We start from the raw sequence: 13895 nt of genomic DNA on the forward strand, positions 1-13895 counted from the left end.
AATGTCCTCAAGAAAGAGAAAATTTTTAGGATTTTTATCACCATATGTTGATTTTATAGTCAGATCGAAAGATTTGACCATAGTCGCTCTTATCATAGCGATACTTGCCATCATCATAGTACCGTTGCCAAGCTATATGCTTGACTTTTTTCTTACCATTTCCATTTCGGTATCGGTTTTGATCCTTCTTATATCACTTTATGTTCCAAAACCGACAGACCTTACAACTTTTCCGACACTGATACTCATAGTAACCCTCTATAGACTTTCGCTGAATATCGCTACTACAAGGATGATTTTAAGCAAAGGTTATGAGGGTCCCTCAGCAGTAAGTAGCATTATAGATAGTTTCGGGCAGTTTGTAGTGGGAGGTAATTATGTCATTGGCATCATCGTTTTTACCATACTTGTACTGATAAACTTTATAGTCATCACAAAAGGTTCGACCAGGGTTGCCGAAGTAGCGGCAAGATTTACCCTTGATGCAATGCCCGGAAAACAGATGGCGATAGATGCAGATCTCAATGCCGGACTGATTGATGAAAAAACAGCAAGACAAAGAAGAGAAGCCATCATAAGTGAAGCGAATTTTTACGGAGCGATGGATGGTTCGAGTAAGTTTGTAAAAGGTGATGCGATTGCGGGGATCATCATAACCATTATCAACATCATAGGCGGTTTTTTGATAGGTATGTTTCAGTACGACATGGACTTGGCAAACAGTGCCAAAACTTTTACCATTTTAACCATAGGTGACGGATTGGTTTCACAAATTCCGGCACTTATAGTTTCAACCGCAACCGGTATCATCATAACCCGTTCAAGCGGATCGACTGAAAACTTCGCAGAAGGTATCATAAATCAACTCGTAAATGAACAAAAAACACTTTTTATAGTCGGGTTTATACTTGTTATGTTTGCATTGGTTCCTGGGCTTCCAACTATATCTCTACTTTTTGTAGGAGCTTTGTTTTTAGCGCTTGGATATCTTATAAAAATGAGCAAAGAGGGGCATTTAGGCAAAGAGTTCGCCCAAACAGAGGGTGAGGAAGAAGCTGCGAGTGAACCTGTTTTGACACCTGAAGAAGAGAAGAAACTTGAAGAACAAAATCTTGAGGATATCTTAAAACAGGAAATTTTGGAGTTGGATTTGGGATATCAGCTAGTCAAGCTTGCCGATCCCGCTCAAGGCGGTGATATACTAAGCCGTATAAAAAGCATGAGAAAGAAGATAGCTACAGATTATGGATTTTTGATACCTCAAGTTAGGATAAGAGACAACCTACACTTGCAGCCTAACGAATATGAAATCCTCTTAAAAGGTGTATCGATCGGCAAAGCTGAGATATATGCCGATAAATTTTTGGCTATGGACAGTGGGCTTGCAACAGATGATATAAAAGGTATACCGACAAAAGAGCCCGCTTTCGGACTCGAAGCCATATGGATAGATGCCGATATAAAAGATGAAGCCATTATGAAAGGCTACACCGTCATTGATCCGGCTACGGTGATCTCGACTCATATGAGTGAACTTATCAAGAAGTATGCTGAAGAGTTACTATCTCGCCAGGAAGTAAACAAGCTCATAGAAAATGTCAAGAAAGATTATCCTATAGTCGTAGAGGACTGTTTGAAAGTAGCCAACATAGGACTCATCCAAAAAGTCTTGAAAGCACTACTTCATGAAAAGATACCTATAAAAGATATGATAACCATACTTGAAAGCATAAGTGATGTCGCCGAGATAACGAAGAATGTAGATATCATAGTAGAGCAAGTAAGAGCCAAACTCTCAAGAGTTATCACAAATCTCTACAAAGATGACAAAGGTGTTTTGAAACTTCTTACACTAAATACCCAAACCGAACAAAAACTTCTTGATAAACTAAGCGAAAAAAACGGTGTTAGAGACTTGCTTTTAAACATAGGGCAGATTAACGCCCTAGTCGATACTATGAGCAATGAAGCCGCGGAGGTCTTACAAAAAGGAGTAGCACCTGTGATACTCATAGTAGACCCGCTTCTTAGAAAATCAATCAAGGATATATTTGAAAAATTTGGACTTGATATAGTGGTGCTAAGTCATGCCGAGATAGATCCAAATGTAACTTTTGAAGTGCTAAAAAGCGTGGATATACCAAATTTATAACTGAAAAAAGGAAAAAAATGAAACTTTACCATCTCTCACATATAGACTTGGACGGTTACGGCTGCCAACTGATAACTAAAGAGTACTATAAAGATATAAACTTTTACAATTCAAACTATGGCAATGAAATAACACAAAAAATAGAGCAAATATTTAATGATATTGAAAAAGATAACAAGGATAAATCTTTTATACTCATAACCGATCTCAACTTAACAATGCAGCAGGCAAATGACTTGGATAAAAAAGTAAAAAAGAGCGAAAAAGATATAGAGCTTTTGCTTTTGGACCATCACAAAACAGGACTTGAGTGTGCGCAAAAATTTGACTGGTACAACTTAGATGAAAAAAGATGTGCTACGAAGATAACATATGATCATTTCTCAAAAGAGTTTCATCCAAACGACAAACTTAAAAAATTTGCCGATGTCACAAATGCCATAGATATTTGGCTTACAAACGACAAATACTTTGAACTGGGAAAAGTTTGCCTGAAACTTGTCAGCGATGCCAAAGAGGTAAACAGAGTAATATTCCCAAGAGAAAACAATCAATACATTTTCAGTATGCTTGAAAATTCCTATGAATACTACGACAAATCAGCATCCAATATAGCACTTGACAATGCACTGCACAAGCTCAAAAAGAAGTTTTTTAAAGGATTTAGCAAAGATGACACGCTTGACAATCTCGTATCAAAATATGTCGTTGAACTTTTAACAAAGAAAAAAGATGAAATGAGTATAAATTATAAGGGAGCAAAAGGTATACTTACATATGCCATTACAAATGTTTCGGTCATCGGCAATGACTTTTTGGTAAAAAATCCTGATTTTGACTTCTTTTTAAATATAAATGCCAGAAGAAACATTTCACTAAGAGGGAATGGCAAAGTTGATGTCAGCGTTATGGCAAAAGAGTTGTTCGAAGGTGGAGGGCATGCAAATGCAAGCGGCGGGATACTTAAAAGCTATAAAGACAGTTTTTTATATGAAAATATAAAAAAACAGGTAGAAGATGCGATATATAAAGCAGAAAATCAATAATACAAAAGGAACGATATGCAGGATAAACTAAACGAAGCGGAAAAAGAGATAGAAGAGCTTTCAACACAACTTGTTGATATGCTTGAGGTTGCATTTTATTTTGCCGGGCTTAAAAAAGAGCATTTCAAAAATGCCATAGAGATATACCTAAACGGTATAGATGAATTTTACGCAAACAATGATGATGGTGAAATGGGAGTGGAGGAGATCATAGAAGTTATAAAGCATATAAGAAAAACAAAGCCGGAACTTTTTACTTCTTAGCAAGGAAGCAGGCAAAATTAGCCCACTTGAAGATAGTATCAACTTTTTTAAAACCGACTGATTTTGCCAAAGATATATTTTCCTCCTCAGTGTATGGGATAAGAACGTTTTCCAAAGCTTCTCTTTTTTTAGCTATCTCGTACTCGCTGTAGCCCTTCTCTTTTTTAAAGTCATAATATATATCTATCATCTGTTTATTGAGCTTTTTATCTTCATATATAATCTTTTCATTGAAGATAAATATACCCTCATCCTCAAGTGAGTCATATATCTTTTTTACAACATCCTCTCTTTTGGCAGGTCTTACAAACTGCAAAGTATAATTTGCAAGAATGATTTTAGAAGGTGGTATACTATCAGAGATAAAATTACCCTCTTTTATCTCTATATCAGCTCCAAAAGCCGCAACTTTTCTTTTGGCTCTTTTTATCATGGCACTTGAATTGTCTATGCCTGTAAGATTGAGTCTCTTATTGCTTTTAGCATATATCTCAAGAAGCGTAGAAGCTGTAGAACAGCCAAGATCACAAACAGTGTCATTCTCTTTTGTATTTTTATCCACCAAAGTAGAGATCAAGGATAAAACTTCTTTGTAAAAAGGTACTGATCTTACGAGCATATCATCAAATACAGTAGCAACCTCTTCATCAAACTCAAACTGCTTATCTATCTCTTTGGCAAAAACTTTATCTATCTCTTTCATTTTTTATTTTTCACTTTTGATTTTTTATTTTGTAAAAGCATGATATCACCTATTTCCCTTTTTAAGCTATCTGCTACGACATTACACTTTATCTTAAATAAAAAGTAGATATTTTTATCCGTAACGCCGTATAGTGTTTCGTAATTTCCCATACCTTTGGCTATAATCATATCACTTGTTTCAAAAAGCTTTTTAAATTTTTCATTGGCTCTATCAAGAACAAGACCGGGTGTATCAACTCCACTGCTTACAACTTTACAAATCTTATCTATCTTCGCCCTTTTTGCCTCTTTTATCGTTACATCATTGATGATGGGCTTTCCTCTTGTAACATATACAAACTTTTTTTTGGGATATTGTTCAGTTAGAACTTGAAGCAATATCTTATCATATATATGCTCTCCTGTATTGTCAGCGATATAAAGTATAAGTTTTGCTTTTTTCAAATCTTTCTTAAACTTTTCATAGTCACATACCCCAAACTCTTTTTCAAATATTTCCTCTACCGCCTCTTTAAGGTCAAACTCTTTTTGAGCGCCAAAGTCTATGACATTACCGGCTATTGCAGCTCTTATGGCAGCAAGTAGTTTATCACTACTACTTTGTATCTTATTTTCTATAAAAGACTCTAACTTTTTAGCCTCTTTTGTACTTTTTTCTTTTATCTTTTCAAGTGGGTCTTTTTTACCTACTCTTTTTGATATTTTTTTATAGACATCTTTAGCTATAAAAGGAGGTGTTACATCAAGATCATATTTTAAAAGTATCTTTGCGGTATCATCCATAATCTTTTTTGTCAATTTATCATCACAATGCAAATTTTTAGCGGTTTTTAAAGCTTGATTGTATATACAAACAAGACAATCATTTTTTATATTCACCCAATAGCCCCTTTGCTGTTTTTATATCTTTTTGTATCTGCTGTTTTAACTTATCCAAAGAGTCAAATTTTTTATTGTCTCGTATCTTTTCATAAAAAAATAGTTCCACATCATTTGAGATATGCTTGATATCCTCATTGATTACATAAGTTTCAACACTGAAGCATCCATCTGTTGTTTCCCTGATGCCTATAAACGTCACTGAATTTTTCAACTTGTCGTTTATCAAGATCTTTGAAGCATATACTCCGTTTTTGGGGAGCAGAAAATCACATACCGATAGATTGATAGTGGGTACTAACTCTTTTTTGCCTATACCCTGCCCTTTTATGAGTGTTCCTTTTATACTGTAAGCTCTTCCAAGAAGTGTATTTGCTTTTTTTATCTCACCCTTTTTTAAAAATTCTCTTATGACTCCTGAATGAACCGATATACCATCAACCTTTATCTCACCCACGACCTCTACGGCAAAAAACTCTCTTAAGTCATCAATCCCGCATAATCTTTTATATCCGAACCTAAAGTCATACCCCACTATGATTTTTTCCAAGTTTTTAAATTCATTTTTTAAAAACTCTGCAAATCCAACACAACTTAGTTTTTTTATCTTATTAAGATCATAAAAAAAACAGGGCTTTTTTACAAATTTACACCTATATTCACCCGGGGTCAAATTTGAATCATACTTGGATACTATCATCAAAGCCTGGGCTTTTTTTATAAGTTCCTGATGGGCTAAATGAATCCCGTCAAATCCCCCTATAGCTATGCTTTTTATCTTATCTTTGGATATAGTAGAAGTACTCGACATTGCCCTCTTTACCTTTTATCTTGGATATCTCTTTGGTGATTAGCTTCAAGTTTTGCGACACAAGAGATGATTCAAACTTTTGCATGACTCTTTTGATAGCTGCTTGATCTTTTACAACTCCTCTTTTATCTCTTTTTACATCTTTTCCTACTTCAAACTGAGGCTTAAAAAGGATAATGATCTTATCTCTTGCAAACTCTTTTATCTTTGGAAATATATGGCTAATCCCAACAAAAGATACATCACAAGTTACCATATCAAACTTTTTATCACTTTCAAACTCTCTTATATCACACTCTTCATATGACTTGATCCTTAGGTCATTTTTCAAGCGTGAATGCAGCTGATCTTTTCCTACATCAACCGCATATACTTCTTTTGCACCATATTCGAGCAACACTTCACAAAAACCTCCGGTACTGCTTCCTATATCAAGACAAGCGCTATCTTTTAGATTTAGGGAATGTTGTTTTAAAAACTCTTTTAGCTTATATCCGGCTCTACTGACATAACTTTTTTCCTCAAGGATTTCTAAAGTACTCTCATCATCCACTAAAAACGAAGGCTTAGAGATGATCTTGCCATCTACCTTAACATTTGATTTTTTTATGGCTTCACTTGCCTTGTTTCTACTATCAAAAAAACCTTTTTCTACTAAAAATAGATCTAATCTTTTCATATCTACTTTATCTTAATACTTTTTAAGATCGTTGTCAAAACTTAGTTTTTTATACCCTTGAAGCTTACTTTTTGCACATATAAGAGCATCTACAAAATCGATATTTTTATTTTCTATAAGTGAAAGAGTTTCAAACAGGATAGTTTTATCGGTATTGACTACACCATTTAAAGATAGGATAGTTTTAAGATCGTTTATCACGCTCTTTTTAGGAAGTTTATAAAACTTTGTCAATACAAAAAATACTTCCATCAAAACCCCGTCAAGTATCTCTACTTGCATTTTTACCTGTTCGATATCTTTAAAGATTTTGATACTTTTTTCCAAATACCCTTGATGGTCTCCAACTAAAAATCTTATAATGATATTGGCATCAATTAGATAAACCATACTTCTCTTCCATAGCTTTTTGCATAGCTAATTTTTTAATTTTATTTAAATCCATATTACTATCTTTTATACTATTTTTATATTTACCGGCTAACTTATCTATGACACTATTTGTCTTAACCGGATAAACCATAGCAAGAACTCTTTTTTTTCGCTTATCTACTATCTGTATAGTTTCGGAAATATTAGAAAATATACCACTGTTTTTTTGGATTTCACCCACACCCATACTAAGCATTTTGTATCCTTTTTATATATACTAAATATATTATATATAAATATGGTAACATTGTCAATATTTTAAATTCACGACTCACCTGCCTCCCAATCAAAGATTGGTAGCAGGCAAGCTACTCACGATTTCTCTCATCTCTTCTTCACTCATTATGCCAACTCCAAGCTTTTTTGCTTTTTCAAGCTTACTGCCGGGGTCTTCACCATATATGACAAAGTCTGTTTTTTTACTGACAGAACTTGTCACTTTTGCTCCAAGCTCTTCAAGCTCTTCTTTTATACTATCTCTTGGTTCACTCATAGCTCCTGTTAATACTACGGTCTTTCCTGTAAAAAATGACTCTTTTACCTCTTCTTTTACGGGCTCTTTAGGCTCTATGATGTGAAGAAGTTTTTCAACCAAATCTTTGTTAACTCTTAAAAATTCCAAAAATGACTCCGCCATTTCTTCACCAAAACCGTCTATAGCAAGTAGTTGCTCTTTTGTAACATTTAAAAATCCAAGTCCAAAAGTTTGGCATATTTTTTTGCTTGCCACTTCCCCTATATGCTCAATCCCCAAAGCATTGACAAATCTCCAGCACTCGCTTCCTTTTACGTCAGCTATAGAGTTTAAAAGATTATTTACCTTTTTCTCTTTAAATCCTTCGAGCTTCAAAAGTTCCTCTTTTTTGATCTCAAAAAGATCCAAAACACTTTTTACAACTCCTTTTTCATATAAAAGTTTGACGATTTTATCGCCAAGTCCATCGATATTTAGACACTGTTTACTTGCAAAATATATGATGGAATTTACCACTCTTGCTTCACACAAAAGGTTTTGACATTTGAGCAAAATCCCCTCATCCAAAAGTTCACTTCCACAAACCGGACAATGAGTAGGTCTTATGACAACTTTTTCACTTCCGTTTCTAAACTCTTTTTGTACCTTTATGATCTTTGGTATAACATCACCGCTTCTTATGATGATAACGGTATCGCCTATCCTGATATCTTTTCTTTTAATCTCATCGAAGTTATGAAGAGTAGCTCTTTCAACTACAACTCCTTCTATATTGACCGGCTCTACAACTGCCACAGGAGTTACCACACCGGTTCTTCCCACTTGAAAGATCACATCTTTTATCTTTGTCATTTTTTCAATCGCCGGAAACTTGTATGCACACATCCATCTTGGATATTTGACCGTATATCCTAGTTTTTCCTGTAAAGATATATCGTTTACTTTTACCACAACTCCATCAAGCATCACATCCAAACTATCTCTGATATGGACGAATTCTTTATATATCTCTTCGATCTCTTTTGAATTTTCACAAACTTTTCTTTTTGGAGGTGCTCTAAAACCAAGAGAGTAAACAAAACTCATCATATCGGAAAGTTTTTTATAAGGTAGAGAGTTTACCCCTACTCCCCATGTTTGAAAAACCAGTTTTCTTTTTGCAGTTATGGAACTATCAAGTTGCCTCATGCTTCCTGCTGCGGCATTTCTTGGATTGGCAAAGAGGGGTTCACCTTTTTTTGACCTCTCTTCATTTAACCTCTCAAACTCATCTTTTGGCATCAAAACTTCCCCTCTTATCTCTATAAGAGGATCGTATTTGATCATTTTTGGGATAGAGTTTATAACTTTTGCATTATGCGTGACATCTTCTCCGACTACTCCATCGCCTCTTGTGATGGCTTGTTTAAGATTACCGTTTTCATATATGAGATTTAAACTTGCACCATCAAACTTGGGCTCGCAGTAAAATTCGCAAATACCTACATTTTTATAAACCCTGTCTATCCACTCTTCAAGCTCTTTATCATCAAAAACATCCTCCATAGACCACATTCTGCTCAAGTGCTTCGCTTTTTCAAACTCTTCCAAAATTTCTCCCCCCACTTTTTGCGTAGGAGAAGTCGGATCTATAAGTTCTGGGTGCTTTTGCTCAAACTTTTCAACTTCTTTATAAAGCTTGTCATACACTTCATCGGTTACTATGGGGTTGTCTTCAGTGTAGTAAGCTTCAGCCCATTTCTTCAAAAGTTCTACGTTTTTTTTGTACTCTTCTTTGGTCATGATGTCTCTTTATGATAAAATTATCTCAAATTTTAGCACAAAAAGGCTGTATTATGTTTTATACCATATACAAGAATAGTTTGGTAGGTGATATTTTACTTTATGGGGACAATGGCTATCTTGAAGGTTTGGAGTTTTACAAAGATCAAAATATCGATAAAAATTGGAAAAACAACAAAGAGGCATTTGCAAATGTTATAAGTCAGCTTGAAAGATACTTTAAAAAAGAGTTGAAAGTCTTTGATATCCCATTAAAGATAAAAGCTACCCCTTTTCAAGAAAGAGTTTACAACGAACTCATAAAGATTCCTTATGGCTCAACCATATCCTATCAGCAACTAGCCAAAAGAGCCGGCAATATCAAAGCTTCAAGAGCTGCAGGCAACGCAAACGGTAAAAACCCCATAGCTATCATAGTGCCTTGCCATAGAGTCATAGCAAAAGACGGGACCATAGGGGGATATAGCGGAGGCTTGGATACAAAAAGAAAACTTTTAAAACTCGAGGGTTTAAATTTTTAGCATATACCCCGAACCAAATCTTGTCTTTATAGGCAAGTGGGGTATCTTTTTTCTCAAGTTGCTTATAGTATCTCTTATGGTTGTATCGGCGATATCTCTTTTGATCCAAACAAACTCTCTTAGCATTTGACAAGTTATATTTATGTTTAAATTTTGCATGAAAAAATCCACTACTTTTGTTTCCGTGTTACTAAGTAAAATTTCATCATTTTCATAAAAAAGTTTTTTTTGATTTTTATCATAATGCAATTTATCGCTCAGGTATACAATTTGACTGTTTTTATCACATTGTGTTTCGATTTTTCTGCACAGCCTGTTACAAGCGACTCCTAGTGAAATCTTTATATCGTTTTCACTTATGGGTTTTACAAGATAGTTGTAAGGATGACTTTCTAGTGCTTCATTTATGATGTATGGGTCATTGTATGCACTTATATAAAAAACTACCGTATTGTCACTGTTTATATGGTTTTTTATGATAGTTATGCCATCTTGGGGACCACTTATGTTGATATCCATGAAGATGATATCCGGTTTTTTATCTTTTATGATTTTTACCGCACTTTGTGAGTCATGCGATATGGTTATATCTGTATACCCCTCCTGCATTACTATATCTTGTATAAAAAGGGTGATCATCGGTTCATCATCAACTATCAAGACTTTTATATCTTCTTTCGTCATTTCAATCCTTTAAATCTTATGACACATGTAAGCCCATCACTGTTTTTTAACTCTATGGAGCTATCTTTTAACTTATAGGCGAATGCCTTTATGATTTTATACCCTGATCTCTCTTTTTTTTGTATGTCATTTTCAGATATACCACAACCGTTATCTTTGTAGTATAGGACATTATAATCCTCTTCCTGGTAAAATTTTATAATTATAAAAGGTTTTTCAGTATCTAAGAAAGCATGCTTGTAACTGTTGGTTATAAGTTCGTTCAAGATCATACCAAGTGTCATAATATCATCTGTAGAAACTTCAATACTTGATATCTTGATATCCTTTTTTATCTCTTTTTTATCCCTGAAAAGTAGCTCTATAAAATTTTCTATATACATCTTGAAAGAAAATGATTTTTTTGGCTCGTTGTGCAATAGTTCATGTATATAAGATATAGCCATAACTCTTTTTGAAGCTACATCAAATGCTCTTGTAACATTTTGATCATTAAATGATCTTTTCTGGATATGCAAAAAGGATAAAATCGATTGAAAATTATTTTTCACTCTATGATTCAATTCTGACAAAAGGAGTTTTATATCTTTTGTCTGACTTTCGACTTTTAGTGCAAGGAGTCTGTTTTGGTTTGTTTTGATATTTAAAAGTTTTTCATTTGCTTTTATCATATCGTTTTTCAAATTATAAATCTTACTGGCTAAAACCAAAGATAAAAATATCATTTCAAGCATCGAACCTACCAATGGAATGTTTCTTGTGATTATATTGTAAGGCATAAACCCGAACATCAGTATAACAACATTGAAAACCAACATACCGATTATAAAAAAACCTATAGCCATCATATAAAGTTTGGCAGTGATAGTGTTGTATTTTACCGATATTATACCTATGATAAAGAGTACAAAAAGCTGAGTGGTGGCAATAAGGTTTGAAACGAAAAAACCCGTATCTATATCTAAAAATACCCATACCATCGATATGATCAAACATATATTTATCACATCGACGATCCTGTCATATAGAGGCAAATGTCTTTTTACTTTCAAAACCCTCTTTGTAAATATAGCGAGGATAAAAAATGTCGCGGGATATGCCACTTGGATCTTATTGTAATATATCGGATCGATAAAATAAAATATAAAACCGCTGTAGAGCAGAACAAGTATGAAGAAAGTATTGATATATGTGACATATATAAGGTAGTTTGCGTCTTTCAAGTATAAATATAGAAAAAAATTGTATATAAATACCGTCAAAAATACTCCAAAATATACAAAGTAAAAATAGTTTTGATGATTTCTTTCAACCATAAAAGTTTCAGGATTCAAGATCTTCAAACTACCGACTATACTGTAGACGGAATTTAGCTTTGCAAAAATGATCTTTTTTTCATAGGGTTTAAAAGATACCCTAAATGCGATAGGTATATCTTTTGTCTTTCCTCTTTCAAGCAAACCAAATCTTTTTATATTTATCAATTTACCTGAAGCATTTAGTACATAAAAGTCAAATACATTGTAAAAAATTTCACTAAAATATATCACTTTTGAGATTTCTTTAGAAAGAGTGTTTATAGCAGAAAATTTAAGCCAGATATTACCTTTTTCATACCCAAAAGAGAAACTGTTGTTTATCTTTTTTAAATTTCTTATTTTTTTCACATCTTTTATATCGAGTTTACCTGTCCTGTCATGAAAGTATCCCAACTCAAAGTTTACAATATCTTTTTTATCATCAAGTTTGAGGGTACTTGCAAATATGATATTTGCCATACATAAAAATATAAAAATCCATACTACATTTTTTGGTTTCATAACAAAATTATATCATATAGTTTTCCGACACTTTTCCGACAACTTTATGATAAAGTTTTAAAAAGTAACAAAAAAGTTACTTGAAAGGATAGTTATGCCAAATAAATCATTTAAAACGATCATAAAAATCTTCGTGATAACTTTAATGATCTTAGCATTATCTTTGGAAGCGGCCGTTTCAACTGTTTTCATAAAAAAGATACTTATTGACGGAAATTTGACAAAAGATGAAAAAACTTCCTTGCAAAAGATAGTAAAGCCATACTTCAACAAAAATATAACTCTTCAGGACATCCAAAAGATAAAAAGTCGTATAACATCCTTTTATCATGACAAAGGCCATCTTTTTGTAAAAGTCATACTTCCGGCTCAAGATCTAGGCGGAGGGATACTAAGATACAAAGTCATAAAAGCAAAAACCGGGGACGTAAAAGTAACGGGCAATAAATATTTTACAAAAAAATTCATACTAAAACATACGGGTTTGAAAAAGGACTCTTTCTTCAACTATAACAAACTCATAAAATCACTTATGCTGTTAAACGAATACAATGACCTTCAAGTAAAATCATATCTAAAAAAAGGCAAAAACTTCGCTCAAACAAATGTAAATCTGCTTATAAAAGATACAAAACCTTTCCACGGATACTTGTCATTTGACAATCTTGGTTCAAAAGATACTTCAAGATACAGAGCTTCGGCAGATGTATCATACGGCAATTTTCTGTCTCAAGGAGATGAGAGTGATATACTTGCTACCATAGGGTTAAACAGTGCAAACACCAAGTTGTTTAGAGTAAATTACAAAACGACTCCGTTAAATAGTTACTTTACAAGATTGACTCTGGGGTATATGTATGCAAATTATATAGCTTCGGGTGATTTTGCCGTGCTCGAGCTAAAAGGTGATACCAACATTTACTCTTTTGGTGTTTTACAGCCTCTAGTTCGCACACCATCAAACAAACTTGACTTATCACTGACTTACAATAAAAAAGATACAAAAAGCTATCTTTTAGGATCGCTCTCTTCTAAAAACAATATAAATACAGTTGAATTGTCAGCCAATTGGCAGCATACAAGGGTTTTTGATGCTACAAGTTTGAATTTTTTGATCACAAAAGGTTTTAGCGGAGATGTATCTTTTGGAAGCAGGCTCAATGAAGTCGCTACTTTTACAAGATACAACTTAAATATAGAATACAACAGATACATAAATACAAAAAACAATATAAAATTGAACCTCAACTCTCAATATAGTTCTGACAGACTTCCTCTTTCGGAAATGTTCACTATCGGCGGACTAAGCAGTGTAAGAGGATATGACAGTGCGGTAAAACTGGGAGATTACGGATATGGAGCATCTTTGGAGTGGTTTTATAAACCCTATTTCAAAAATGCCTATCTAAAAGACGGGGTCACTCTCGGTCTTTTTACGGACTATGCAAAAGCATACGCAAATGACCCGGTACCGGGAGAAGAAAAATCTGTCTCACTTTTAGGCTCAGGCGTTGAAATGATGCTAAACATAAAGAAAAAATATTTTGCAAGACTAAGCGTAGGTTTTCCTTTGCATTCATCAAGCTCAAATATTGATAACAATGCAAAAGTATACCTGTGGCTCAGTGCAAAACTGTGGTAAATC

At 33.8% G+C, this 13895-nt stretch carries 14 protein-coding genes; 5 read left to right on the forward strand and 9 right to left on the reverse strand.

What is annotated here, in order from left to right:
• Window position 1: 1 nt before the first annotated feature.
• The 3 genes from flhA to ACZ47B_RS05140 are packed head-to-tail and all read left to right on the forward strand — an operon-like array spanning window position 2 to window position 3462.
• Window positions 2–2152: a flagellar biosynthesis protein FlhA gene (gene flhA / locus ACZ47B_RS05130; protein WP_464895605.1), complete on the forward strand. Its 2151-nt coding sequence runs from the start codon at window positions 2–4 to the stop codon at window positions 2150–2152.
• Between the two features lie 17 nt (window positions 2153–2169).
• Window positions 2170–3198 carry a DHH family phosphoesterase gene (locus ACZ47B_RS05135; protein ID WP_464895606.1) on the forward strand — a complete coding sequence of 343 codons (1029 nt, stop codon included), beginning with the start codon at window positions 2170–2172 and terminating at the stop codon, window positions 3196–3198.
• Between the two features lie 15 nt (window positions 3199–3213).
• Complete coding sequence (locus ACZ47B_RS05140; protein ID WP_464895607.1) at window positions 3214–3462, forward strand: hypothetical protein; 249 nt, start codon at window positions 3214–3216, stop codon at window positions 3460–3462.
• Here the strand turns inward: ACZ47B_RS05140 and cmoA are convergent.
• From cmoA to ligA, 7 genes are all read right to left on the reverse strand, one after another.
• Window positions 3452–4165 carry a carboxy-S-adenosyl-L-methionine synthase CmoA gene (gene cmoA / locus ACZ47B_RS05145; protein ID WP_464895608.1) on the reverse strand — a complete coding sequence of 238 codons (714 nt, stop codon included), beginning with the start codon at window positions 4163–4165 and terminating at the stop codon, window positions 3452–3454. The genes ACZ47B_RS05140 and cmoA overlap by 11 nt on opposite strands.
• Entirely contained in the window at window positions 4162–5046 is an 885-nt protein-coding gene (locus ACZ47B_RS05150) for a damage-control phosphatase ARMT1 family protein (RefSeq protein ID WP_464895609.1), read from the reverse strand. The genes cmoA and ACZ47B_RS05150 overlap by 4 nt, the downstream gene beginning before the upstream one ends.
• Complete coding sequence (locus ACZ47B_RS05155; protein ID WP_464895610.1) at window positions 5030–5857, reverse strand: bifunctional riboflavin kinase/FAD synthetase; 828 nt, start codon at window positions 5855–5857, stop codon at window positions 5030–5032. Before ACZ47B_RS05155 ends, ACZ47B_RS05150 begins: the two co-directional genes overlap by 17 nt.
• Complete coding sequence (tlyA, locus tag ACZ47B_RS05160; protein WP_464895611.1) at window positions 5826–6536, reverse strand: 23S rRNA (cytidine-2'-O)-methyltransferase TlyA; 711 nt, start codon at window positions 6534–6536, stop codon at window positions 5826–5828. Before tlyA ends, ACZ47B_RS05155 begins: the two co-directional genes overlap by 32 nt.
• 12 nt (window positions 6537–6548) lie before the next feature.
• Window positions 6549–6926 (reverse strand): PIN domain-containing protein, encoded by a 378-nt coding sequence (locus ACZ47B_RS05165; protein ID WP_464895612.1) that lies wholly within the window; start codon window positions 6924–6926, stop codon window positions 6549–6551.
• Window positions 6910–7164: a hypothetical protein gene (locus ACZ47B_RS05170; protein WP_464895613.1), complete on the reverse strand. Its 255-nt coding sequence runs from the start codon at window positions 7162–7164 to the stop codon at window positions 6910–6912. Before ACZ47B_RS05170 ends, ACZ47B_RS05165 begins: the two co-directional genes overlap by 17 nt.
• 90 nt (window positions 7165–7254) lie before the next feature.
• Window positions 7255–9225: an NAD-dependent DNA ligase LigA gene (gene ligA, locus ACZ47B_RS05175; protein WP_464895614.1), complete on the reverse strand. Its 1971-nt coding sequence runs from the start codon at window positions 9223–9225 to the stop codon at window positions 7255–7257.
• 53 nt (window positions 9226–9278) lie between these two features.
• Here ligA and ACZ47B_RS05180 point away from each other — a divergent pair, with 53 nt between their 5' ends.
• Window positions 9279–9746: a methylated-DNA--[protein]-cysteine S-methyltransferase gene (locus ACZ47B_RS05180; RefSeq protein ID WP_464895615.1), complete on the forward strand. Its 468-nt coding sequence runs from the start codon at window positions 9279–9281 to the stop codon at window positions 9744–9746.
• Here the strand turns inward: ACZ47B_RS05180 and ACZ47B_RS05185 are convergent.
• Together ACZ47B_RS05185 and ACZ47B_RS05190 are read right to left on the reverse strand one after the other, a co-directional pair.
• A complete protein-coding gene (locus ACZ47B_RS05185; RefSeq protein WP_464895616.1) occupies window positions 9735–10430 on the reverse strand; it encodes a response regulator transcription factor in 696 nt (231 codons plus the stop codon). The genes ACZ47B_RS05180 and ACZ47B_RS05185 overlap by 12 nt on opposite strands.
• A complete protein-coding gene (locus ACZ47B_RS05190) occupies window positions 10427–12250 on the reverse strand; it encodes a 7TM diverse intracellular signaling domain-containing protein (protein ID WP_464895617.1) in 1824 nt (607 codons plus the stop codon). The genes ACZ47B_RS05185 and ACZ47B_RS05190 overlap by 4 nt, the downstream gene beginning before the upstream one ends.
• Before the next feature lie 94 nt (window positions 12251–12344).
• Between ACZ47B_RS05190 and ACZ47B_RS05195 the strand changes: the two genes are divergently transcribed.
• Window positions 12345–13892: a ShlB/FhaC/HecB family hemolysin secretion/activation protein gene (locus ACZ47B_RS05195; RefSeq protein WP_464895618.1), complete on the forward strand. Its 1548-nt coding sequence runs from the start codon at window positions 12345–12347 to the stop codon at window positions 13890–13892.
• Window positions 13893–13895 lie beyond the last annotated feature (3 nt).

This window comes from Thiofractor thiocamini (assembly GCF_055384375.1).

Bases quoted from the DNA above. Each gene is read 5' to 3' on its own strand.
- flhA (WP_464895605.1), top strand. From the start codon at position 2: ATGTCCTCAAGAAAGAGAAAATTTTTAGGATTTTTATCACCATATGTT.
- ACZ47B_RS05135 (WP_464895606.1), top strand. From the start codon at position 2,170: ATGAAACTTTACCATCTCTCACATATAGACTTGGACGGTTACGGCTGC.
- ACZ47B_RS05140 (WP_464895607.1), top strand. From the start codon at position 3,214: ATGCAGGATAAACTAAACGAAGCGGAAAAAGAGATAGAAGAGCTTTCA.
- cmoA (WP_464895608.1), bottom strand. From the start codon at position 4,165: ATGAAAGAGATAGATAAAGTTTTTGCCAAAGAGATAGATAAGCAGTTT.
- ACZ47B_RS05155 (WP_464895610.1), bottom strand. From the start codon at position 5,857: ATGTCGAGTACTTCTACTATATCCAAAGATAAGATAAAAAGCATAGCT.
- tlyA (WP_464895611.1), bottom strand. From the start codon at position 6,536: ATGAAAAGATTAGATCTATTTTTAGTAGAAAAAGGTTTTTTTGATAGT.
- ACZ47B_RS05165 (WP_464895612.1), bottom strand. From the start codon at position 6,926: ATGGTTTATCTAATTGATGCCAATATCATTATAAGATTTTTAGTTGGA.
- ACZ47B_RS05170 (WP_464895613.1), bottom strand. From the start codon at position 7,164: ATGCTTAGTATGGGTGTGGGTGAAATCCAAAAAAACAGTGGTATATTT.
- ligA (WP_464895614.1), bottom strand. From the start codon at position 9,225: ATGACCAAAGAAGAGTACAAAAAAAACGTAGAACTTTTGAAGAAATGG.
- ACZ47B_RS05180 (WP_464895615.1), top strand. From the start codon at position 9,279: ATGTTTTATACCATATACAAGAATAGTTTGGTAGGTGATATTTTACTT.
- ACZ47B_RS05185 (WP_464895616.1), bottom strand. From the start codon at position 10,430: ATGACGAAAGAAGATATAAAAGTCTTGATAGTTGATGATGAACCGATG.
- ACZ47B_RS05190 (WP_464895617.1), bottom strand. From the start codon at position 12,250: ATGAAACCAAAAAATGTAGTATGGATTTTTATATTTTTATGTATGGCA.
- ACZ47B_RS05195 (WP_464895618.1), top strand. From the start codon at position 12,345: ATGCCAAATAAATCATTTAAAACGATCATAAAAATCTTCGTGATAACT.